Annotated in this window: 14 protein-coding genes, 4 tRNA genes and 3 rRNA genes; 15 read left to right on the top strand and 6 right to left on the bottom strand. The window is 57.1% G+C overall.

Annotated elements, in window-relative coordinates; genetic code table 11:
• Window positions 1–155: 155 nt before the first annotated feature.
• The 8 genes from clpB (at window position 156) to L1P05_RS13555 (ending at window position 9,536) form a co-directional block, all read left to right on the top strand.
• The gene (gene clpB / locus L1P05_RS13590) at window positions 156–2,729 is read left to right on the top strand and encodes an ATP-dependent chaperone ClpB (protein WP_012849653.1); all 2,574 of its coding nucleotides are present in this window, start codon (window positions 156–158) and stop codon (window positions 2,727–2,729) included.
• Between the two features lie 472 nt (window positions 2,730–3,201).
• Window positions 3,202–4,745 (top strand): 16S ribosomal RNA (locus L1P05_RS13585).
• 82 nt (window positions 4,746–4,827) lie between these two features.
• Window positions 4,828–4,903, top strand: a tRNA-Glu gene (locus tag L1P05_RS13580).
• 189 nt (window positions 4,904–5,092) lie between these two features.
• A 23S ribosomal RNA gene (locus L1P05_RS13575) occupies window positions 5,093–8,000 on the top strand.
• Window positions 8,001–8,090: 90 nt separating this feature from the next.
• Window positions 8,091–8,206 (top strand): 5S ribosomal RNA (rrf, locus tag L1P05_RS13570).
• Together the 16S, 23S and 5S rRNA genes with 3 tRNA genes alongside form the textbook arrangement of a ribosomal RNA operon.
• Window positions 8,207–8,253: 47 nt before the next feature.
• Window positions 8,254–8,330: transfer RNA gene (locus L1P05_RS13565), tRNA-Asp, on the top strand.
• 99 nt (window positions 8,331–8,429) lie between these two features.
• Window positions 8,430–8,506, top strand: a tRNA-Asp gene (locus tag L1P05_RS13560).
• A gap of 268 nt (window positions 8,507–8,774) precedes the next feature.
• Window positions 8,775–9,536: an endonuclease/exonuclease/phosphatase family protein gene (locus tag L1P05_RS13555; protein ID WP_015462221.1), complete on the top strand. Its 762-nt coding sequence runs from the start codon at window positions 8,775–8,777 to the stop codon at window positions 9,534–9,536.
• 64 nt (window positions 9,537–9,600) lie between these two features.
• On the opposite strand, the gene mltD is transcribed toward L1P05_RS13555, so the two are convergent.
• Window positions 9,601–10,983: a murein transglycosylase D gene (gene mltD / locus L1P05_RS13550; RefSeq protein ID WP_034165997.1), complete on the bottom strand. Its 1,383-nt coding sequence runs from the start codon at window positions 10,981–10,983 to the stop codon at window positions 9,601–9,603.
• Between the two features lie 69 nt (window positions 10,984–11,052).
• Window positions 11,053–11,808: a hydroxyacylglutathione hydrolase gene (gene gloB, locus L1P05_RS13545; RefSeq protein ID WP_012849650.1), complete on the bottom strand. Its 756-nt coding sequence runs from the start codon at window positions 11,806–11,808 to the stop codon at window positions 11,053–11,055.
• Window positions 11,809–11,839: 31 nt separating this feature from the next.
• Here gloB and L1P05_RS13540 point away from each other — a divergent pair, with 31 nt between their 5' ends.
• Window positions 11,840–12,562, top strand: a complete 723-nt coding sequence (locus L1P05_RS13540) for a class I SAM-dependent methyltransferase (protein WP_012849649.1) — start codon at window positions 11,840–11,842, stop codon at window positions 12,560–12,562.
• Window positions 12,563–12,580: 18 nt separating this feature from the next.
• Here L1P05_RS13540 and rnhA read toward each other — a convergent pair whose 3' ends face one another.
• Window positions 12,581–13,045: a ribonuclease HI gene (gene rnhA, locus L1P05_RS13535; RefSeq protein WP_012849648.1), complete on the bottom strand. Its 465-nt coding sequence runs from the start codon at window positions 13,043–13,045 to the stop codon at window positions 12,581–12,583.
• 67 nt (window positions 13,046–13,112) lie between these two features.
• Here rnhA and dnaQ point away from each other — a divergent pair, with 67 nt between their 5' ends.
• Together dnaQ and L1P05_RS13525 are read left to right on the top strand one after the other, a co-directional pair.
• Window positions 13,113–13,844: a DNA polymerase III subunit epsilon gene (gene dnaQ, locus L1P05_RS13530; protein WP_012849647.1), complete on the top strand. Its 732-nt coding sequence runs from the start codon at window positions 13,113–13,115 to the stop codon at window positions 13,842–13,844.
• Window positions 13,845–13,976: 132 nt separating this feature from the next.
• Window positions 13,977–14,053: transfer RNA gene (locus L1P05_RS13525), tRNA-Asp, on the top strand.
• A 124-nt stretch (window positions 14,054–14,177) separates the two neighbouring features.
• Here the strand turns inward: L1P05_RS13525 and hmpA are convergent.
• Complete coding sequence (gene hmpA, locus L1P05_RS13520; protein WP_012849646.1) at window positions 14,178–15,365, bottom strand: NO-inducible flavohemoprotein; 1,188 nt, start codon at window positions 15,363–15,365, stop codon at window positions 14,178–14,180.
• 339 nt (window positions 15,366–15,704) lie between these two features.
• On the opposite strand from hmpA, the gene glyA reads away from it, so the two are divergent.
• Window positions 15,705–16,958 carry a serine hydroxymethyltransferase gene (gene glyA / locus L1P05_RS13515; protein WP_012849645.1) on the top strand — a complete coding sequence of 418 codons (1,254 nt, stop codon included), beginning with the start codon at window positions 15,705–15,707 and terminating at the stop codon, window positions 16,956–16,958.
• Window positions 16,959–16,999: 41 nt separating this feature from the next.
• Here the strand turns inward: glyA and L1P05_RS13510 are convergent, their stop codons facing one another.
• Entirely contained in the window at window positions 17,000–18,031 is a 1,032-nt protein-coding gene (locus L1P05_RS13510) for a PRD domain-containing protein (RefSeq protein WP_012849644.1), read from the bottom strand.
• 237 nt (window positions 18,032–18,268) lie between these two features.
• A complete protein-coding gene (suhB, locus tag L1P05_RS13505) occupies window positions 18,269–19,072 on the bottom strand; it encodes an inositol-1-monophosphatase (RefSeq protein WP_012849643.1) in 804 nt (267 codons plus the stop codon).
• A gap of 227 nt (window positions 19,073–19,299) precedes the next feature.
• Here suhB and trmJ point away from each other — a divergent pair, with 227 nt between their 5' ends.
• The 3 genes from trmJ (at window position 19,300) to L1P05_RS13490 (ending at window position 22,039) form a co-directional block, all read left to right on the top strand.
• Window positions 19,300–20,037: a tRNA (cytosine(32)/uridine(32)-2'-O)-methyltransferase TrmJ gene (trmJ, locus tag L1P05_RS13500; protein WP_012849642.1), complete on the top strand. Its 738-nt coding sequence runs from the start codon at window positions 19,300–19,302 to the stop codon at window positions 20,035–20,037.
• A 220-nt stretch (window positions 20,038–20,257) separates the two neighbouring features.
• Window positions 20,258–20,755, top strand: a complete 498-nt coding sequence (gene iscR / locus L1P05_RS13495; RefSeq protein WP_012849640.1) for a Fe-S cluster assembly transcriptional regulator IscR — start codon at window positions 20,258–20,260, stop codon at window positions 20,753–20,755.
• 69 nt (window positions 20,756–20,824) lie between these two features.
• Window positions 20,825–22,039, top strand: a complete 1,215-nt coding sequence (locus L1P05_RS13490) for an IscS subfamily cysteine desulfurase (protein WP_012849639.1) — start codon at window positions 20,825–20,827, stop codon at window positions 22,037–22,039.
• The last annotated feature ends 31 nt before the right edge of the window (window positions 22,040–22,070 follow it).

Raw genomic sequence — 22,070 nt, 5'->3', positions numbered from 1 at the left:
AGGCTAGCGTCCTGCGGCCTTGGGACGCTGTACGCCTCACGTGCCACCCCAAATTGAACAAAAAATAATTAAATAATTGTCACGGTTTGGTTGAAAAGTGCAGTCTAGACCACACTTATTCTCCAGAAGCAATTTGCATACGTCTCGGAGGAAACATGCGTCTGGATCGCTTAACCAACAAGTTCCAGTTAGCCCTCGCTGACGCCCAGTCTTTGGCACTCGGGCGCGATAACCAATTTATTGAACCGATACATCTGATGAGCGCGATGCTCGGTCAGGATGGGGGCACGGTTCGTCCTTTGCTGGTATCTGCAGGCGTCGATATCAGCGCGTTTCAGCAGTCCCTTGAGCAGGCTATTGCCCGTCTACCGCAGGTGGAGGGGACCGGTGGCGACGTGCAGCCATCCAATGAGCTGATTCGGGTTTTGAACCTGTGTGACAAATTAGCGCAAAAGCACAGTGACACCTACATATCGTCAGAGCTGTTTATTCTGGCCGCGATGGAAGAGCGTGGCAAACTGGCCGATATGTTGAAGGCCGCCGGCGCGTCTGCGCAAAAACTCAACGCTGCCGTTGAGCAGCTGCGCGGAGGAGAGAAAGTGGACGATCAGAATGCGGAAGATCAGCGTCAGGCGCTGAAGAAGTACACCATCGATCTGACCGAGCGTGCCGAGCAGGGTAAGCTGGATCCGGTGATTGGGCGTGACGAAGAGATCCGCCGCACCATTCAGGTACTGCAGCGCCGCACCAAGAATAACCCGGTGCTGATCGGGGAGCCCGGGGTCGGTAAAACGGCCATCGTTGAAGGGCTGGCCCAGCGCATCATCAACGGTGAGGTCCCGGAGGGGCTGAAGCACAAGCGCGTGCTCTCCCTGGATATGGGGGCGTTAATCGCCGGTGCGAAATTCCGCGGTGAGTTTGAAGAGCGTTTGAAGGCGGTGCTGAACGACCTGGCCAAACAGGAGGGCAGCGTCATTCTGTTTATCGATGAGCTGCACACCATGGTGGGGGCCGGTAAGGCCGACGGCGCTATGGACGCGGGGAATATGCTGAAGCCGGCGCTGGCGCGCGGCGAGCTGCACTGCGTCGGTGCGACGACCCTGGATGAGTACCGTCAGTATATTGAGAAGGATGCCGCGCTGGAGCGCCGTTTCCAGAAGGTCTATGTAGCGCAGCCGTCCGTCGAGGATACCATTGCCATTCTGCGCGGGCTGAAGGAGCGCTATGAGCTGCACCACCACGTGCAGATCACCGATCCGGCCATCGTGGCGGCCGCCACGCTGTCTCACCGCTATATCGCCGATCGCCAGCTGCCGGATAAAGCCATCGACCTGATCGATGAGGCGGCATCCAGCATTCGTATGCAGATCGACTCCAAGCCGGAGGCGCTGGATCGTCTGGAACGGCGCATCATTCAGCTGAAGCTGGAGCAGCAGGCGCTGAAGAAAGAGTCTGACGAGGCCAGTAAGAAGCGTCTGGAGATCCTGAACACCGAGCTGGAAGAGAAAGAGCGCGACTATGCCTCGCTGGAAGAGGAGTGGAAGGCAGAAAAGGCCGCGCTGACCGGTACCCAGAATATCAAGGCCGAGATCGAACAGGCCAAGATCGCGCTGGAGCAGGCGCGCCGCAGCGGTGACCTTGCGCAGATGTCTGAGATCCAGTACGGCAAACTGCCGGATCTGGAAAAGCAGCTGCAGGCCGCAACGCAGGCCGAAGGCAAGAGCATGAAGCTACTGCGCAATAAGGTCACCGATGTCGAAATCGCCGAGGTGCTGGCGCGCTGGACCGGTATTCCGGTATCACGCATGCTGGAGGGCGAGCGTGAAAAACTGCTGCGCATGGAGGATGAGCTGCATCGGCGCGTCATCGGGCAGAATGAGGCGGTTGAAGCCGTTTCCAACGCCATTCGCCGTAGCCGCGCCGGGTTGTCCGATCCGAACCGTCCCATCGGCTCATTCCTGTTCCTCGGCCCGACCGGGGTGGGTAAAACCGAACTGTGCAAGGCGTTGGCTAACTTCTTATTCGACAGCGATGACGCCATGGTGCGTATCGATATGTCCGAGTTTATGGAGAAGCACTCCGTTTCCCGTTTGGTCGGGGCACCTCCGGGATACGTCGGGTATGAAGAGGGCGGCTATTTGACGGAGGCGGTACGCCGTCGTCCGTACTCGGTCATCCTGCTCGACGAGGTCGAGAAGGCGCATCCGGATGTCTTTAACATCCTGCTGCAGGTGTTGGACGATGGACGCCTGACCGATGGTCAGGGACGCACCGTCGATTTCCGTAATACGGTGGTCATCATGACCTCTAACCTGGGCTCTGACCTGATCCAGGATCGCTTCGGCGACCTGAGCTATGGTGAAATGAAAGAGTTGGTGATGAGCGTAGTCACTCATCATTTCAGACCGGAGTTCATTAACCGTATTGATGAGACGGTAGTATTCCATCCGCTGGGTCAGGAGAACATCAAGGCGATTGCCCGTATCCAGCTGCAGCGTCTGTACCAGCGTCTGGAAGAGAAAGGCTACAGCATTAGCATGAGTGATGCGGCGTTGGAGCAGCTGTCCCAGGCCGGCTTCGATCCGGTATACGGCGCGCGTCCGTTGAAACGCGCCATCCAGCAGGAGATCGAAAACCCGCTGGCGCAGCAAATCCTTTCAGGATCGCTGCTGCCGGGTAAGCCGATCGTCCTGGAGCTGGATGGGCAGCAGATCGTCGCGCGGCAATAATCCGTCGCTCGTGATAAGAGGATAAAGGGCAGCCGTTAGGCTGCCCTTTTTGCGCTCAGGGGGCGGTTCAGTAAGTGAAAATGCTGCAAAACAGAGCGCTCTGTATGCAAAACAAACGAACGGTAAAAAAGTTGAATTTAGGACTTGTCAGCCGACGTAAACTCCCTATAATGCGCCTTCATCGACACGGCACATGTGAACAACATCACAGGATGAGCCGGGGAGAGTGAGAGGGAAACGGCAAATTAAACGTTGACTCTCACCGAGGAAAGCGTAATATACGCCACCTCGACTTGGTAAGGAAAACTTGCTAAGTCACTGCTCTTTAACAAATTATCAGACAATCTGTGTGGGCACTCGCAAGATTCGTATTACGCATTCCTCGGAATGCGAAAATATTTAAAGTCTTGAAGAGTGACAGCAGTTAATTCATTACGAATAAACAGTTTAATTTCTTTGAGCATCAAGCTTTTAATTGAAGAGTTTGATCATGGCTCAGATTGAACGCTGGCGGCAGGCTTAACACATGCAAGTCGAGCGGTAGCAGGGAGAAAGCTTGCTTTCTCCGCTGACGAGCGGCGGACGGGTGAGTAATGTCTGGGGATCTGCCTGATGGAGGGGGATAACTACTGGAAACGGTAGCTAATACCGCATAACGTCGCAAGACCAAAGTGGGGGACCTTCGGGCCTCATGCCATCAGATGAACCCAGATGGGATTAGCTAGTAGGTGGGGTAATGGCTCACCTAGGCGACGATCCCTAGCTGGTCTGAGAGGATGACCAGCCACACTGGAACTGAGACACGGTCCAGACTCCTACGGGAGGCAGCAGTGGGGAATATTGCACAATGGGCGCAAGCCTGATGCAGCCATGCCGCGTGTATGAAGAAGGCCTTCGGGTTGTAAAGTACTTTCAGTAGGGAGGAAGGTGTGAACGTTAATAGCGCTCACAATTGACGTTACCTACAGAAGAAGCACCGGCTAACTCCGTGCCAGCAGCCGCGGTAATACGGAGGGTGCAAGCGTTAATCGGAATTACTGGGCGTAAAGCGCACGCAGGCGGTTTGTTAAGTTGGATGTGAAATCCCCGGGCTTAACCTGGGAACTGCATCCAAGACTGGCAAGCTAGAGTCTCGTAGAGGGAGGTAGAATTCCAGGTGTAGCGGTGAAATGCGTAGAGATCTGGAGGAATACCGGTGGCGAAGGCGGCCTCCTGGACGAAGACTGACGCTCAGGTGCGAAAGCGTGGGGAGCAAACAGGATTAGATACCCTGGTAGTCCACGCTGTAAACGATGTCGATTTGGAGGTTGTGCCCTTGAGGCGTGGCTTCCGAAGCTAACGCGTTAAATCGACCGCCTGGGGAGTACGGCCGCAAGGTTAAAACTCAAATGAATTGACGGGGGCCCGCACAAGCGGTGGAGCATGTGGTTTAATTCGATGCAACGCGAAGAACCTTACCTACTCTTGACATCCAGCGAATCCTGTAGAGATACGGGAGTGCCTTCGGGAACGCTGAGACAGGTGCTGCATGGCTGTCGTCAGCTCGTGTTGTGAAATGTTGGGTTAAGTCCCGCAACGAGCGCAACCCTTATCCTTTGTTGCCAGCGGTTCGGCCGGGAACTCAAAGGAGACTGCCAGTGATAAACTGGAGGAAGGTGGGGATGACGTCAAGTCATCATGGCCCTTACGAGTAGGGCTACACACGTGCTACAATGGCGTATACAAAGAGAAGCGAACTCGCGAGAGCAAGCGGACCTCATAAAGTACGTCGTAGTCCGGATTGGAGTCTGCAACTCGACTCCATGAAGTCGGAATCGCTAGTAATCGTGGATCAGAATGCCACGGTGAATACGTTCCCGGGCCTTGTACACACCGCCCGTCACACCATGGGAGTGGGTTGCAAAAGAAGTAGGTAGCTTAACCTTCGGGAGGGCGCTTACCACTTTGTGATTCATGACTGGGGTGAAGTCGTAACAAGGTAACCGTAGGGGAACCTGCGGTTGGATCACCTCCTTACCTGAAGATACGAAATTGTGTAGTGCTCACACAGATTGTCTGATAGATGTTCGAGCAAACGCGTCTGCGAAGCCGACCCTGTGTCCCCTTCGTCTAGAGGCCTAGGACACCGCCCTTTCACGGCGGTAACAGGGGTTCGAATCCCCTAGGGGACGCCATTTGCGGTATCGGGTGAAAGACGATGCCAACTGTATTGCAAAACGGACTTACGAGTCATGTTTGCAATATTTGCTCTTTAACAATCTGGAACAAGCTGAAAATTCGAAAACAATCGAATTGCTTTTAATAAGTGATTCGAGAGTCTCTCAAATGCTTACAGCACGAAGTGAAACACCTTCGGGTTGTGAGGTTAAGTGACTAAGCGTACACGGTGGATGCCTAGGCAGTCAGAGGCGATGAAGGACGTGCTAATCTGCGATAAGCGTCGGTGAGCTGATATGAAGCGTTATTAGCCGGCGATGTCCGAATGGGGAAACCCAGTGCAATCCGTTGCACTATCGTTAAGTGAATACATAGCTTAACGAGGCGAACCAGGGGAACTGAAACATCTAAGTACCCTGAGGAAAAGAAATCAACCGAGATTCCCCTAGTAGCGGCGAGCGAACGGGGAAGAGCCCAGAACCTGAATCAGTTTGTGCATTAGTGGAAGCGTCTGGAAAGTCGCGCGATACAGGGTGATAGCCCCGTACACGAAGGTGCACAGCTGTGAGTTCGATGAGTAGGGCGGGACACGTGTTATCCTGTCTGAATATGGGGGGACCATCCTCCAAGGCTAAATACTCCTGACTGACCGATAGTGAACCAGTACCGTGAGGGAAAGGCGAAAAGAACCCCGGCGAGGGGAGTGAAATAGAACCTGAAACCGTGTACGTACAAGCAGTGGGAGCATCCTTCGGGGTGTGACTGCGTACCTTTTGTATAATGGGTCAGCGACTTATATTTTGTAGCAAGGTTAACCGAATAGGGGAGCCGTAGGGAAACCGAGTCTTAACTGGGCGTCTAGTTGCAAGGTATAGACCCGAAACCCGGTGATCTAGCCATGGGCAGGTTGAAGGTTGGGTAACACTAACTGGAGGACCGAACCGACTAATGTTGAAAAATTAGCGGATGACTTGTGGCTGGGGGTGAAAGGCCAATCAAACCGGGAGATAGCTGGTTCTCCCCGAAAGCTATTTAGGTAGCGCCTCGTGAACTCATCTTCGGGGGTAGAGCACTGTTTCGGCTAGGGGGTCATCCCGACTTACCAACCCGATGCAAACTACGAATACCGAAGAATGTTATCACGGGAGACACACGGCGGGTGCTAACGTCCGTCGTGAAGAGGGAAACAACCCAGACCGCCAGCTAAGGTCCCAAAGTCATGGTTAAGTGGGAAACGATGTGGGAAGGCATAGACAGCCAGGATGTTGGCTTAGAAGCAGCCATCATTTAAAGAAAGCGTAATAGCTCACTGGTCGAGTCGGCCTGCGCGGAAGATGTAACGGGGCTAAACCATGCACCGAAGCTGCGGCAGCGACGCTTAGGCGTTGTTGGGTAGGGGAGCGTTCTGTAAGCCTGCGAAGGTGGCCTGTGAGGGCTGCTGGAGGTATCAGAAGTGCGAATGCTGACATAAGTAACGATAAAGCGGGTGAAAAGCCCGCTCGCCGGAAGACCAAGGGTTCCTGTCCAACGTTAATCGGGGCAGGGTAAGTCGACCCCTAAGGCGAGGCTGAAAAGCGTAGTCGATGGGAAACAGGTTAATATTCCTGTACTTGGTGTTATTGCGAAGGGGGGACGGAGAAGGCTAGACCGGCCGGGCGACGGTTGTCCCGGTTTAAGCGTGTAGGTGGGGTAACTTGGCAAATCCGGTTACCTTTAACACTGAGGCGTGATGACGAGGCACTACGGTGCTGAAGTGGTTAATGCCCTGCTTCCAGGAAAAGCCTCTAAGCTCCAGATAACACTGAATCGTACCCCAAACCGACACAGGTGGTCAGGTAGAGAATACCAAGGCGCTTGAGAGAACTCGGGTGAAGGAACTAGGCAAAATGGTGCCGTAACTTCGGGAGAAGGCACGCTGGCACGTAGGTGAAGTCCCTCGCGGATGGAGCCGAAGCCAGTCGAAGATACCAGCTGGCTGCAACTGTTTAATAAAAACACAGCACTCTGCAAACACGAAAGTGGACGTATAGGGTGTGACGCCTGCCCGGTGCTGGAAGGTTAATTGATGGGGTCAGCCGCAAGGCGAAGCTCTTGATCGAAGCCCCAGTAAACGGCGGCCGTAACTATAACGGTCCTAAGGTAGCGAAATTCCTTGTCGGGTAAGTTCCGACCTGCACGAATGGCGTAATGATGGCCAGGCTGTCTCCACCCGAGACTCAGTGAAATTGAACTCGCTGTGAAGATGCAGTGTACCCGCGGCAAGACGGAAAGACCCCGTGAACCTTTACTATAGCTTGACACTGAACATTGAACCTTGATGTGTAGGATAGGTGGGAGGCTTTGAAGTGTGGACGCCAGTCTGCATGGAGCCGACCTTGAAATACCACCCTTTAATGTTTGATGTTCTAACCTGGTCCCGTGATCCGGGATAGGGACAGTGTCTGGTGGGTAGTTTGACTGGGGCGGTCTCCTCCCAAAGAGTAACGGAGGAGCACGAAGGTTAGCTAATCCTGGTCGGACATCAGGAGGTTAGTGCAAAGGCATAAGCTAGCTTGACTGCGAGAGTGACGGCTCGAGCAGGTGCGAAAGCAGGTCTTAGTGATCCGGTGGTTCTGAATGGAAGGGCCATCGCTCAACGGATAAAAGGTACTCCGGGGATAACAGGCTGATACCGCCCAAGAGTTCATATCGACGGCGGTGTTTGGCACCTCGATGTCGGCTCATCACATCCTGGGGCTGAAGTAGGTCCCAAGGGTATGGCTGTTCGCCATTTAAAGTGGTACGCGAGCTGGGTTTAGAACGTCGTGAGACAGTTCGGTCCCTATCTGCCGTGGGCGTTGGAAGATTGAGAGGGGCTGCTCCTAGTACGAGAGGACCGGAGTGGACGCACCGCTGGTGTTCGGGTTGTGATGCCAATTGCATTGCCCGGTAGCTACGTGCGGAAAAGATAAGCGCTGAAAGCATCTAAGCGCGAAACTTGCCTCGAGATGAGTCTTCCCTTGGACCTTGAGTCCACTGAAGGAACGTTTAAGACTAAGACGTTGATAGGCTGGGTGTGTAAGCGTAGCGATACGTTGAGCTAACCAGTACTAATGATCCGTGAGACTTAACCTTACAACACCGAAGGTGTTTTAGAGAGACGAATGAAGCTTGTTCAAGATTGATACCGATGGCCAGTGATGGCGGTTGGTAAAACAGAATTTGCCTGGCGGCGATAGCGCGGTGGTCCCACCTGACCCCATGCCGAACTCAGAAGTGAAACGCCGTAGCGCCGATGGTAGTGTGGGGTCTCCCCATGCGAGAGTAGGGAACTGCCAGGCATCCAATTTAGCAGTACCCCGGAAACGGGTGTGATACAAAATTCGGTGGAGCGGTAGTTCAGTTGGTTAGAATACCTGCCTGTCACGCAGGGGGTCGCGGGTTCGAGTCCCGTCCGTTCCGCCACTTATTCAAAAGGCCTGCTGGTTCAGTAGGCCTTTTTAGTACCCGCCGACGGAGGCCGAACTCTGTCGATGGCGCGCATGAAAAGAGACAAAATTCGGTGGAGCGGTAGTTCAGTTGGTTAGAATACCTGCCTGTCACGCAGGGGGTCGCGGGTTCGAGTCCCGTCCGTTCCGCCACTTATTTTAAAGGCCTGCTGAATCAGCAGGCCTTTTTTGTTTTTTCATCTTTCGCAGTGATCTTCTCTCTTCTCTTCGAGCGTCCTTTCAGGCTTACAGGTCACCGATATCATTGGCGCCGGTCGTCCGGCGGTTGTAATTCACGCTGTGCATCCCTATAACAGAAGAGTAGACTCGGTGACATAGTGTGGAATCTGCGCACTCCCGCGTCTTTTCTACGGTGTATTCTGAGTAACAGGCGGTAAACGTGCGCAAAAAGAACTTTGCCATGCGCTATACGGCGGGGATGCCGGCGACGCGTATTTTTCCCGGGTCTACCGACGCGCTGAGTCAGCCTGCGATGACCCAGGCGCTGCCGACGGATGATGCCCTGCGGATCATGGTCTGGAATATTTTCAAGCAGCAGCGCGCCGATTGGCTGTCGGTGCTAAAGGAGTATGGTCGCCGTTCACAGCTGGTGCTACTGCAGGAGGCGCAAACCACCCCCGAGCTGGTGCGCTTTGCCACCAGTCACTATCTGACGGCCGATCAGGTTCCGGCCTTCTCGCTGCCCCAGCATCCCTCCGGCGTGATGACGCTGGCCGCGGCACACCCGATCTACTGCTGTCCGCTGCGGGAGAAGGAGCCGCTGATCCGTCTGGCGAAATCAGCGCTGGTGACGGTATATCCGCTGTTTGACGGGCGCCTGCTGATGGTGGTGAATATTCATGCGGTCAACTTTAGCCTAGGCGTTGAGGTCTACAGCAAGCAGCTGGATCCGATAGGGGAGCAGATTGCCCTACATAAGGGGCCGGTGATCATGGCGGGGGATTTCAATGCCTGGAGTAATCGCCGTCTGAATGCCCTGAGGCGCTTTGCCAGCGGTATGGAGCTACGTGAGGTCCACTTCACGAACGATCATCGCCGTACGGCCTTTGGGCGTCCTTTAGATTTTGTTTTTTATCGTGGTTTAGGCGTTGTGGAGGCATCGGTACTGGTGACTCAGGCCTCAGATCATAATCCGCTGCTGGTTGAGTTTCGTCCCGAGTGATCGACCTCCGTACCGTGCAATAAAAAAGCGCCGAAAAGGCGCTTTTTTATTGCTGTTAGTGGCGTCAGCTGTTGCCGTCCTGCTTATCCCTCACGTACAGGGTGAGCAGATCGCCCGGCTGGATCTGACCCGGGTTGTTCACTTTGCTGTTCCAGCGCATAACATCATCGATGTCGACGCCGTGGCGGCGTGCAATGCTGGAGAGTGAGTCCCCTTTCCGCACCTTATAGGTGATGGTATTGTCCGCCAGCGCAGTGCCTTTCGCGTCCGTGGCGACCTTCAGCGTCTGCCCGGCCTTCAGGGTACTGCGGCTGCCCATATTATTCATGCTCAGCAGCGTTTTCTGCGTCATGTTTAGGCGACGGGCGATGCCAGACACCGTATCGCCGCTGCGCACCCGGTAGGTTGACGCGCTGCGATTGTTCGCCAGCTCGGTATCCGGCTGGATCGCGGCAATTTCACGTTCTGCCAACGAATCCTTCAGCCGATCAACGTGAGCCTGAGGCACCATGATATAGCGCGGACCGTGACCGCTAGGCGCGGTAACGTTGCGCTTATAGCCTGGGTTGAACGACTTCAGCTTAGTCAGCGACATCCCAGCCATCTCGGCAGCCTGGCTGAGCTGCATCTGCTGACCGACGTCAACGCGCGCTAGCGCCCGCTCCTGGCTCGACTTAGGCAGCTTGATACCGTAGCGCTGGTTATGCTTAATGATATCGCTCAGCGCCAGCACCTTCGGCACGTACAGCGCCGTCTCACGCGGTAGGGAGAGAGACCAATAGTCGGTCGGACGCCCTTTGCGCTTGTTGGCCTTGATCGCCTGCATGACGCGCCCTTCGCCGCTGTTGAATGCAGCCAGAGTCAGCAGCCAGTCACCGTCGAACATCTTGTTCATGCGCTGCATCATATCCAGCGCAGCCGTTGTCGAGGCGGCGATATCCCGGCGTCCGTCATACCACTGGTTCTGTTTCAATCCGTAGTTACGACCCGTTTGAGGCACGATCTGCCATAGCCCTGCGGCGTTGGCCGATGACGTTGCATGCGGATTAAAAGCGCTCTCCACTATGGGTAGCAGTACCAGTTCCATCGGCATATTACGTTTCTTAATCTGCTCGACAATCCAGTACATGTACGGCTCTGCCCGTAATGTTACATCGTGGAGATAGCTCTTATTGCGTAAATACTTGTTTCGTTGCTCGCGGATCCGGGCATTGTCCGGAACCTTTATCTTCATGTCGTCACTAATGAAGCCCCATAAGTCATCCTGCGCGAGGGTATTACTGTCGCTTAACCATCGCGCGGAGGTCGCTCGTGCGTCCGAGGGCTGTCCTGCTTCACTTCGACTGACAGAAGACAAACTCTGTGCATATTGCTCCGGCTGTGATTGGGAGGCCCCATGACAGCCAGCCAACAACACGGAGGCGAAGATAATCGCTTTAGCCTTCATGTGTGTGTCACTGGTGATTAAAAGACGAGCAATAATACGTTGCTTGGCCGCACAACACAAGAAAAAGCTTTAAAAGCTGTCTTTCATGTCGCGTAGACAGGCAAAAACTCGCCAAATCTCATTAGGTTGCGTAGGAAAACCTACATTCCTTTGCAAATCATCATCATAACAGCGTAAGAATGGATTTATTTCCCGCTCAATCCGTAGCGTTGAAGGCACCGTAGGTTGCTGTTTTGCCCGCAACGTCGCTACGTGTTGCTGATATGTTTCTATTGCCCTGTTTTGGGGTAAGACATGCCGTGCAAATCGCAGATTTGACTCGGTATATTCGTGCGCGCAGCACACCAGCGTGTTATCAGGAAGTTGCATAATGCGCTGTAGCGAGTCAAACATTTGCTGCGCGCTGCCCTCAAACAGGCGGCCGCAGCCGGCGGAAAAGAGCGTATCGCCGCAAAACAGGTAAGGGGCGCTGTAATAGCCCACATGGCCCAGCGTATGTCCCGGCAGGGCCATGACCGAAATCTGGCACCCTAGCAGGGAGAACGTATCGCCGTCGGCCACGATCTGGGTACTTCCCAGTCCCTGCGTTTCTGCCGGGCCGTAAACCGGCAGTTCAGGGTAGGCCTGGACTATTTCTGCAACGCCGCCAATGTGGTCATTATGATGGTGCGTTAGCAGGATGGCTTTAGGGGTTATCCTATTCTCTGTCAAATAGTGTAAAACCGGCGCAGCAACGCCGGGATCGACGATCAGACATTGATGCTGCGGATTGATTAGCAGCCAGATGTAGTTATCCTGTAGGGCAGGAAGACCGATAAGATCCATGATGTTATCTACTCCAAAGTCAGAGGTGACGATGAAACCGGCACTGAGCAAGCGCACGCTGAACGCGCCTTTTACCTGGCGGCAAATCCCGTGGGGAGTCCACTACCGGGCCGCGCTGGAGCTGCGTTTAACGCCGTGGTGGCCCAAGCTATTTGGCTACCATTTGCTGAAGCTGGGGGCGCTGAGTACCGATCTGGCAACGGACCGCTGTACCATATCACATCAGGTGAGTGTGGCGCCGGAGGGAGAGCATTTACAGGTGATCGCCGATCCTGCGCATCTACCGTTTGCCGCGAAGTCGGTGGATGCCTGCCTGCTGGCTCACACCCTGGGCTACTCCCGCGATCCGCACCGGGTGCTGCGCGAGGTCGATCGGGTACTGGTGGATGACGGTTGGCTTATCATCAGCGGCTTTAGTCCGCTGAGCCTGCTGGGGATGGGGAGACTGGTGCCCGGACTGCGCCGCCGGGTGCCCTACAACAGCCGTATGTTCAGTATGGGGCGGCTCATCGACTGGCTGAACCTGCTGAACTACGAGGTGCTGGCGGCGTCACGTTTTCAGGTGCTGCCTTGGCATCAGCCCTGCGTCTCTCTGCTGAGCCGCCACTTTCCGGCGATGGGGTGTCTGATGCTGATCGTGGCGCGTAAGCGCACGGTTCCGCTGACCTTAACGCCGCAGCGCGTTCTGCGGGCACATCACGGGATCCGCCGCGCGCTGGGCGGCGCGGCGAAGATCCTGCGACGATCGGCTTAGTGGCCCCCGATGGCGCGGTTACTCGGGATTGTAGCCGCTGTCCTCCAGGCTCGGTGCCCCGGCGGCGCTGCGCGCCAGCTCATCGCAGCGCTCGTTCTCTGGGTGGCCGGCGTGGCCTTTGATCCAGATCCACTCCACCTGATGCGGGCCGATGGCCTGATCCAGTCGCTGCCACAGATCGACGTTTTTCACCGGTTTTTTATCCGCCGTTTTCCAGCCGCGTCGTTTCCAGCCGTGGATCCACTGGGTGATGCCCTGACGGACATACTGGCTATCGCTGAACAGCGTGACCTGACAGGCGCTGGTCAGCGTCTCTAGGGCGACGATCGCCGCCATCAGCTCCATGCGGTTGTTGGTGGTCAGCCGATAGCCGGCGCTGAGCGCCTTTTCATGCTGACGGTAGCGCAGAATGGCGCCATAGCCGCCCGGGCCCGGGTTACCCAGGCAGGAACCATCGGTGAAAATCTCAACCTGCTTTAACATCTCTGGTAGACTACTCTCTGATCAAAACCGTGAGTCTGACATAAAGTGACACGATGAGCACAGTAAAATGAATACCCCTATCGCCCGCCAAATCGTCCTCGATACGGAAACTACCGGTATGAATCAGGTGGGTGCCCACTATGAGGGGCATCGCATCATTGAAATCGGCGCCGTTGAAGTGGTTAACCGTCGCCTGACCGGTCGTAATTTTCACGTTTACCTGAAGCCGGATCGCCTGGTGGATCCCGAGGCGTTTACGGTACACGGCATCAGCGATGACTTTTTGCTGGATAAGCCCAGCTTTGCCGAGGTCGCCGACGAGTTTCTCGCGTTTATCCGCGGCGCGGAGCTGGTGATCCATAACGCGCCGTTCGATATCGGCTTTATGGACTATGAGTTCGCCAAGCTGGGGCGCGATCTGCCCAAGACGGAGACATTCTGTACCATCACCGATAGCCTGGTGATGGCGCGTCGCCTGTTTCCGGGCAAAAGGAACAGCCTGGATGCGCTGTGCAACCGCTATGAGATAGACAACAGCAAACGTACGCTGCACGGGGCGCTGCTGGATGCCCAGATCCTGGCCGACGTCTACCTGATCATGACCGGCGGCCAGACATCGCTGGCGTTTTCCAGCGACGGCGATGGCACCTCTCAGTCGCAGGCGTCGGAGATTCGTCGGGTGGTGCGCGGTGCTAAAGGGCTACGGGTCGTGTATGCCAGTGAGGCGGAGTTGGCGGCCCATGAACAGCGCTTGGATCTGGTTCAAAAGAAGGGCGGCAGCTGCCTGTGGCGTAGCTAAACGGTAAAATTTGCTGAAAAATCATCACAAAGTATAAAATATGTACGAATGATGGTTTTGCGGTGAAAAAGGGTTGACGCCGCCGAGCGCTGACCGTAATATGCGCCTCGTTCCCCCCAGCGGGAACAACGCGGAGCGGTAGTTCAGTTGGTTAGAATACCTGCCTGTCACGCAGGGGGTCGCGGGTTCGAGTCCCGTCCGTTCCGCCAACATTCTAAGCCCCGGTTCAGAAATGAACCGGGGTTTTTCGTTTTATCTCTCCTCGCACTACCGATGCCTACGGCGGCATCGCGCGGCGACGTTCCCGGCGCGAAGATGGCCGGGACGACGGGCTCACAGAATTTTGTGTGGGCCGAAGCACTCATAGTGCAGTCGTTCTGCGTCAACGCCCTGCGCCAGCAGCTGCTGCGCCACCCGTTGCATAAAGCCCACCGGTCCACAGAAATAGAACTGCATGCGCGGATCGCGCAGCCCTTCGCCCACGACGTCGAGATCCATCGTACCGCGATGGTGGTGGGCGCGGACCGGCTGCGCAGGTTCGCCGTGGCGCAGCCACAGATGGGCCTGGTGCTGGGGGATCGCGGCCAGCAGACGCTCGCTCTCCTCGCCAAAGGCGCGCACGGGGTCGCTGTCGGCGGCGTGCAGCCAGTACAGCGGGGCGCGCTGTCCGCGGCGGCTCAGGGTATCCAACATGCTGAGCAGCGGGGTCACACCGACGCCCGCCGAGATCAGCGCCAGCGGCGTCTCCGGCGTCGTCTCTAGGGTAAACTCGCCGCTGGGGGCTGAGAGGTGCAGCGTATCGCCCGCGACGGCGACGTCGTGCAGGTAGCGGGAGACGGCGCCCTGAGGCTCTCGTTTGACGGCGATACGGTAATGCGTGCCGTTGGGGGCATGGGTCAGTGAATACTGGCGGATGGCCTGACGTGGGAGGCTGGGATGGCGCACATATACGCTCAGATATTGCCCCGGGAGGAAGTCGGCGATCGGGGCGCCATCCTGCGGTACCAGCGTGAAGCGGGTGATCAGGTCGCTCTCCGCCCGCTTTTCAGCGATCGTAAACGCGCGCTGATGCGCCCAGCCGCCGGGCTGCCCGACGTGTCCCTGATACAGCTGGGCCTCCCGCGCAATAAACAGCTGCGCCAGCGCGTCGTAGGCGCTTCCCCAGGCGTCCAGCACATCGCTGCCGGGGTTGAACAGCTCCTCCAGGGTTTTGAGCAGATGATGACCCACGATGGCATACTGCGATGGCTGAATACCGACGCTGACGTGCTTGTGCGCGATACGCTCCACCGCATTGAGCAGCGCGGCGGGGGTATCAATGTGGGCGGCATAGGCGCAGATGGCGTTAAACAGCGCCTCGCGCTGATCGCCGCTGCGTTGGTTGCTCATATTGAAGAGAGACTTCAGCTCTGGATTATGGCGGAACATGCGCTGGTAGAAATGGGCGGTCAGCCCCGGGCCATATTGCTGCAGTAGCGGTAGGGTGGATTTGACGATAGCGATGGTTTGTGTGTCCAGCATGGGCGCTCCTGGGCGTGGTTAGTTAAGTTGTATTTTAAATGCAACTTAAGGCTTTTCGGCGGCGCTGTAAATCAATAATTGCCGATGCGCCTCATTGGCGTTACGGTAATGGTGTTTTTTTATGCACGCCTATCGCTGCGCGCACAAAAATGCAACAAGGTGTCTATCTGGCCAAGGCCTTGCGCCACGGAGTGCCAAACGATTGCGTAAAAGATGGGGCAAGGTGTTTGTAACAAGCTAAAAACATATTACACTGTGACGATTGCCCGTTGGGGTGGGATGTATTGGCTGTGAGGGCCAGATTTACTCAAAACCGGTTAGCTGAGTCAGGAGAAGCGGATGTTAAAGCGTGAGATGAACATTGCCGATTATGATGCCGAGCTGTGGCAGGCAATGCAGCAGGAAGTGACGCGTCAGGAGCAGCATATTGAGCTGATTGCCTCGGAAAACTACACCAGCCCGCGGGTTATGCAGGCGCAGGGCTCCCAGCTGACCAATAAATATGCCGAAGGCTACCCGGGCAAGCGCTATTACGGCGGCTGCCAGTATGTGGATCAGGTTGAGCAGCTGGCGATTGATCGCGCCAAGGCGCTGTTTGGCGCCGACTACGCTAACGTACAGCCCCACTCAGGTTCTCAGGCCAATTTCGCCGTCTATACTGCGCTGCTGCAGCCGGGTGATACGGTGCTGGGCATGAATCTGGCGCACGGCGGCCACCTGACGCACGGCTCTCCGGTTAACTTTTCCGGTAAGCTGTATAACGTGGTGCCTTACGGCATCGACGCGCATGGCCGTATCGACTATGACGATCTGGCGGCGCAGGCGCAGCAGCACCGTCCGAAGATGATCATCGGCGGTTTCTCGGCCTATTCCGGCGTAGTGGACTGGGCGCGTATGCGTGAGATCGCCGATAGCATCGGTGCCTACCTGTTTGTGGATATGGCGCACGTGGCGGGTCTGGTCGCTGCCGGGGTTTATCCCAATCCGGTTCCCCATGCTCACGTCGTGACCACCACCACCCATAAGACCCTGGCCGGTCCGCGCGGCGGCCTGATCCTGGCCAAGGGGTTGGATGAGGCTCTGTACAAAAAGCTGAACTCCGCCGTGTTCCCGGGGGCGCAGGGGGGGCCGCTGATGCACGTGATCGCAGCCAAGGCGGTCGCGCTGAAAGAGGCGATGGAGCCCGAGTTTACCCGTTACCAGCAGCAGGTGGCCAAGAATGCCAAGGCGATGGTCGACGTCTTCCTGCAGCGTGGCTATAAAGTCGTGTCCGGCGGCACGGAAAACCATCTGTTCCTGCTGGATCTGGTCGATAAGCAGATCACCGGTAAAGAGGCCGATGCCGCGCTGGGGCGCGCCAATATTACGGTGAATAAAAACAGCGTGCCCAACGATCCGCAGAGCCCGTTCGTGACCTCCGGTATTCGCGTCGGCACCCCGGCTATCACACGCCGTGGCTTTAAAGAGGCGGAGTCCCGCGAGCTGGCGGGATGGATGTGCGACGTGCTGGATAATATCCATGATGAGGCCACGATCGCCGATACCAAGCAGAAGGTATTGGCTATCTGTGAACGCCTGCCGGTCTATGCCTGACAGGTCGTTAGCCTTACCGAGCCCGCCGCGCGCGGGCTTTTTTACGTCGGTTGCTCCTGTAGGCGACCGGCCTGCATCAGCCAGGCGCCGATGCTGACGGCGATCAGGCTTAGCTCCTCGGGGGAGAAGCGGATACGGTAGCGCTGCTCCAGTCCGGCGATGGCACGGCGGGTGAGCGCCAGTAACGCGGGGTGATGAGACGCCAGCTCCGCCGCCAGCGGCGTGCCGATACGGATGTCGAACAGCGCGCGCTCAATGGCGGCGCCAAGGTGGGCGAACAGGCGGGCGCACAGCCTTTCGCGCTGGGAAAGTCGCACATCGCTGTCGCGCTCGACGCAGTCGACGCAGCGTTCAATCTCGTGCATGAGGGCGCTGTCCTGCGCATTCTCCCGCGGGCTGTGGCTGTGATTCTTGAGCAGGGTTAACAGCAGCGTCGCGAATAGCCGCTCCTGATCCAGGACGTCCGCCGGCGCGTCGCCGATGTAGATGCGGCATAGTGCTTCGGCAACGGCATACTCCTCTTTTTGCTGCAGCCAGCGGCGGCGGTAGGGCAGCAGCCAGCAGGGCATGAGTGAATCCGATCGGCCGCCGCGGCGCTGTACGGCGGCGTACCGCATCATGATGTCGATCAGCTGCCGCTGGCGCGGCGTAAAGGCCGCGGATGCCGGAATCGCCTGGGATTCCAGGCGCGGGACGCTTTGCAGCAGGCGTTCGCAGAGCGTCTGTCGGGGAAAGGCCGGGGGCAGGGCAGGGGATAGCAGACGCGCTGCGTTGGCCGGGAAGTAGCGCAGCGTACGCTGTAGCCAGTGCAGCAGGCACAGCCGCCACTCATAGGCTGGGCCTTGAAGGCGATAGCCATGGCGCGGGTGGAAGCTGATATGCAGGGCGTGATAACGCATGATGTCGTTGACCAGATGATTCAGATCCTGCTCGGCCTCATCGGGCGTTTGCTGCTGTAGCTTACACAGACGCGCCATCGTCAGCGGCGCCGTTGGCAGCAGCAGCAGTAGAGCCAGATTACAGTGTCGCTCCGCGCGGGAGTGCGGTGGCGGCAGCGGGACATCGTTCTGCATGTGTGTTTCCCCCCGGGCGAAGATCGACGAAACCGGCATAGGGTACGCCCCCGCGAGGCGGCTCGCCGCAGAGGCGAACGAAAGGGCATCGTCTAAGCATAGCAAAGCTCGACGACCTCGGAGGGGCGTCCTCGCGGGGTTTCCGTACGACGGTGGGCGTAAAAAAGCAAAACGCCCTGCGCGGGGGCTCCGGCAGGGCGTTGGATAATACGCATCGGTGCCCTTTCGGGCGGGCGATTAGCGCTTCAGCGCATCGCTCAGTTCGTCACGCAGGGCGCCCAGCAGCGACTTGACGACGCGCGGGTTACCGGCGACGACGTTACCGCTGGCCAGGTAGCCATGGCCGCCAACAAAGTCGGTAACCAGACCGCCCGCTTCGCGCACCAGCAGCTCACCGGCGGCGAAGTCCCACGGCTTCAGGCCGATTTCAAAGAAACCGTCCACGCGGCCGGCGGCGACGTAGGCCAGATCCAGCGCGGCAGAGCCGGTGCGACGGAAGTCGGCGCACTGGGTAAACAGCTTATCGACCATCTTGATGTAGGTAGTGGCGTGATGCTTCATCTTGAACGGGAAGCCGGTGGCCAGGATGGTGCCATCCAGATCTTTGGCGACGCCGGTGCGCAGGCGGTAGCCGTTGAGCTGCGCGCCCTGACCACGGGTGGCGGTATACAGCTCGTTGCGCATCGGATCATAGACGACGGCGACTTCGGTGCGGCCCTTGATGCGTACGGCGATAGACACCGCGAAGTGCGGCAGACGCTTGATGAAGTTGGTGGTGCCATCCAGCGGATCGATTACCCATTGGATCTCGTGATCTTCACCCAGCAGCTCACCGCACTCTTCGCTGATAATAGTGTGCTTGGGGTAAGACTTGCGGATGGTCTCGATGATCAGGTGTTCAGCATCGCGATCGACGTTGGTCACAAAATCATTGCTGCCTTTCTGGCTGGCTTCTACTGAGTCGGGCGTTTCGTAACTTTTGGCAATCAGGTTACCAGCCTTGCGCGCGGCGCGCACGGCGATGTTCAGCATCGGATGCATGGGAATCTTCCACTAGATGTTAAAGAACGGGAAATTTAGACGGCGTAGAGTATAGCAAAGCGTGCGGCAAACAACCATGCCGTTTTTATATCCGTTGGCCATGGCGATAAATAGTGTTTTATATCAATTGGCTGTGGAATCGCTCGGCGGCGAATAAATCAATAGAAACCATTAATAGCGCCTTATGGTAAAATCGCAGAATCAATTCAACCGTGTAATGAGTAAGCATGCTGGACAATATTCGCATCGTGCTGGTGGAAACCTCCCACACCGGCAACATGGGGTCAACCGCCCGCGCCATGAAGACCATGGGACTGACCAACCTGTATCTGGTGAACCCGCTGGTACGCCCCGACTCACAGGCCATTGCCCTGTCAGCCGGCGCCAGCGACGTGATCGGCAACGCGACCATCGTGGACAGTTTCGATGACGCGATCGCCGGCTGTAGCCTGGTGGTGGGCACCAGCGCCCGTTCGCGCTCGCTGCCGTGGCCGATGCTGGAGCCGCGCGAATGCGGCCAGCGCAGCGCCATGGAGTCGGAGCATGCGCCCGTCGCTATCGTATTTGGCCGTGAGCGCGTCGGGCTGACCAACGATGAGCTGCAGAAGTGCCATTACCACGTGCAGATCCCGGCTAACCCGGAGTACACCTCGCTGAATCTGGCGATGGCGGTGCAGATCCTCAGCTATGAAATCCGCGTCGCGCATCTGGATCGCCAGGCGGCCAAGGCGCCGGCGGTAGAGGAGGCAGCCTATCCGCTGGCGGACGATCTGGAGCGCTTTTATGCCCATCTGGAGCAGACGCTGCACCACACCGGCTTTATCCGCGAGAAGAATCCGGGCCAGGTCATGAACCGCCTGCGCCGCCTGTTCACCCGCGCTCGTCCGGAGGCACAGGAGCTGAATATCCTGCGCGGGATACTGGCCTCAATTGATAAGTGCGACGCAGAACGGCACGAAAGTTAACTGCGACAGCGGCTATATCATAGTAGAATGCACGGGTATTTTTGCGCGGACGCTGGCCGAGATTGTCGCGCGTTTCTCGCGGATGGGCGGCGTCGACAACGGGATAATACCTGACTAAAATAGTAGGATAAATAGTTGACTGAAATAGTCAGGAATGAGAGGATGAAACCGTTGAGCAACACCGCGTGTTTCACTCTTTTTCCCAAAGGGACTATTAGCCATGAGACTGACATCCAAAGGGCGCTATGCCGTAACAGCCATGCTCGATGTGGCGCTTCACTCCCAGGAAGGGCCGGTACCGCTGGCGGATATTTCTGAACGCCAGGGGATCTCGCTCTCTTATCTGGAGCAGCTGTTTTCTCGCCTGCGCAAAAATGGTCTGGTGGCCAGCGTACGCGGTCCCGGCGGCGGTTACCTGCTAGGGAAAGAGGCCAGCGAGATTGCCATCGGCGCGGTGATCACCGCCGTGGATGAGTCGGTGGACGCCACCCGCTGCCAGGGAAAAGAGGGCTGCCAGGGAGGAACCCGCTGCCTGACCCACGCGCTGTGGCGCGATCTCAGCGAGCGTATCAGCGGCTTTCTAAACAATATTTCGCTGGCGGAGCTGGTCAATAACCAGGAAGTCATGGATGTGGCTGACCGACAGGATATCGATGCACGGCGCAGCGTTGTCGCGGCCGGGCGTCAGGATACGATTAACGTGAACCTGCGCGCCTAAGCGCGGGCACGGCGTTGAATTATCACCCGTAGGCAAATCATTTTTGGAAGTGATGTACGGAGCAATAGAATGAAATTACCGATTTATATGGACTACTCCGCAACGACGCCGGCCGATCCGCGCGTGGCTGAGAAGATGATGCAGTATCTGACGCTGGACGGTACATTCGGTAACCCAGCTTCCCGCTCCCACCGCTTTGGCTGGCAGGCTGAAGAGGCGGTAGACGTTGCGCGCAATAACATCGCTGAGCTGGTGGGCGCCGATCCGCGCGAGATCGTGTTTACCTCCGGTGCGACCGAGGCCGATAACCTGGCCATCAAAGGCGCCGCCAACTTCTATCAGAAGAAAGGCAAGCACATCATTACCTGTAAGACCGAGCACAAGGCGGTGCTGGATACCTGCCGTCAGCTGGAGCGCGAAGGCTTTGAGGTGACCTATATGGCACCGCAGCCCAATGGTCTGATCGACCTGAAGGCCCTGGAAGCGGCGATGCGTGACGATACGATCCTGGTCTCCATCATGCATGTGAATAACGAAATCGGTATCATTCAGGATATTGAGACCATCGGCGAGATGTGCCGCGCGCGTGGCATTATTTTCCACGTGGATGCCACCCAGAGCGTGGGCAAACTGCCGATTGATCTGAGCAAACTGAAGGTCGATCTGATGTCGTTCTCCGGCCATAAAATCTATGGTCCGAAGGGCATCGGCGCCCTGTACGTTCGCCGTAAACCGCGCGTGCGTATCGAAGCACAGATGCACGGCGGCGGCCATGAGCGCGGTATGCGCTCCGGGACCCTGCCGGTACACCAGATCGTTGGGATGGGCGAAGCCTACCGTATCGCCAAGGAAGAGATGCCGACCGAGGTTCCGCGTCTGCGCGCCCTGCGCGATCGCCTGTGGAACGGGCTGAAAGACATCGAAGAGGTGTATCTGAACGGCTCTCTGGAGCAGGGGGCGCCGAACATCCTGAACGTCAGCTTTAACTTTGTTGAAGGGGAATCCCTGATCATGGCGCTGAAGGATCTGGCCGTATCTTCCGGGTCGGCCTGTACCTCAGCCAGTCTGGAGCCGTCCTATGTGCTGCGCGCACTGGGGCTGAACGATGAGCTGGCGCACAGCTCCATCCGCTTCTCTCTGGGGCGCTTTACCACGGAAGAAGAGGTCGATTACGCCATCGATCTGGTGCGTAAATCCATCGGCCGCCTGCGCGAGCTCTCACCGCTGTGGGAGATGCATAAGCAGGGCGTGGATCTCAGCACCATCGAATGGTCAGCCCATTAATTCCCAGGACACCCTTTTAGGAGCATCGATA

The organism is Edwardsiella piscicida (genome assembly GCF_021733145.1).
In the GTDB taxonomy this organism is placed as follows: domain Bacteria; phylum Pseudomonadota; class Gammaproteobacteria; order Enterobacterales; family Enterobacteriaceae; genus Edwardsiella; species Edwardsiella piscicida.
This window is presented reverse-complemented; position numbering and strand designations above follow the sequence as displayed.

Excerpts from the sequence above, each read along its gene's own strand:
- L1P05_RS13490 (WP_012849639.1), top strand. The coding sequence starts at position 20,825 with ATGAAATTACCGATTTATATGGACTACTCCGCAACGACGCCGGCCGAT.
- iscR (WP_012849640.1), top strand. The coding sequence starts at position 20,258 with ATGAGACTGACATCCAAAGGGCGCTATGCCGTAACAGCCATGCTCGAT.
- mltD (WP_034165997.1), bottom strand. The coding sequence starts at position 10,983 with ATGAAGGCTAAAGCGATTATCTTCGCCTCCGTGTTGTTGGCTGGCTGT.
- suhB (WP_012849643.1), bottom strand. The coding sequence starts at position 19,072 with ATGCATCCGATGCTGAACATCGCCGTGCGCGCCGCGCGCAAGGCTGGT.
- L1P05_RS13540 (WP_012849649.1), top strand. The coding sequence starts at position 11,840 with ATGAAACCGGCACTGAGCAAGCGCACGCTGAACGCGCCTTTTACCTGG.
- gloB (WP_012849650.1), bottom strand. The coding sequence starts at position 11,808 with ATGGATCTTATCGGTCTTCCTGCCCTACAGGATAACTACATCTGGCTG.
- clpB (WP_012849653.1), top strand. The coding sequence starts at position 156 with ATGCGTCTGGATCGCTTAACCAACAAGTTCCAGTTAGCCCTCGCTGAC.
- trmJ (WP_012849642.1), top strand. The coding sequence starts at position 19,300 with ATGCTGGACAATATTCGCATCGTGCTGGTGGAAACCTCCCACACCGGC.
- L1P05_RS13555 (WP_015462221.1), top strand. The coding sequence starts at position 8,775 with ATGCGCTATACGGCGGGGATGCCGGCGACGCGTATTTTTCCCGGGTCT.
- L1P05_RS13510 (WP_012849644.1), bottom strand. The coding sequence starts at position 18,031 with ATGCAGAACGATGTCCCGCTGCCGCCACCGCACTCCCGCGCGGAGCGA.
- dnaQ (WP_012849647.1), top strand. The coding sequence starts at position 13,113 with ATGAATACCCCTATCGCCCGCCAAATCGTCCTCGATACGGAAACTACC.
- glyA (WP_012849645.1), top strand. The coding sequence starts at position 15,705 with ATGTTAAAGCGTGAGATGAACATTGCCGATTATGATGCCGAGCTGTGG.
- hmpA (WP_012849646.1), bottom strand. The coding sequence starts at position 15,365 with ATGCTGGACACACAAACCATCGCTATCGTCAAATCCACCCTACCGCTA.
- rnhA (WP_012849648.1), bottom strand. The coding sequence starts at position 13,045 with ATGTTAAAGCAGGTTGAGATTTTCACCGATGGTTCCTGCCTGGGTAAC.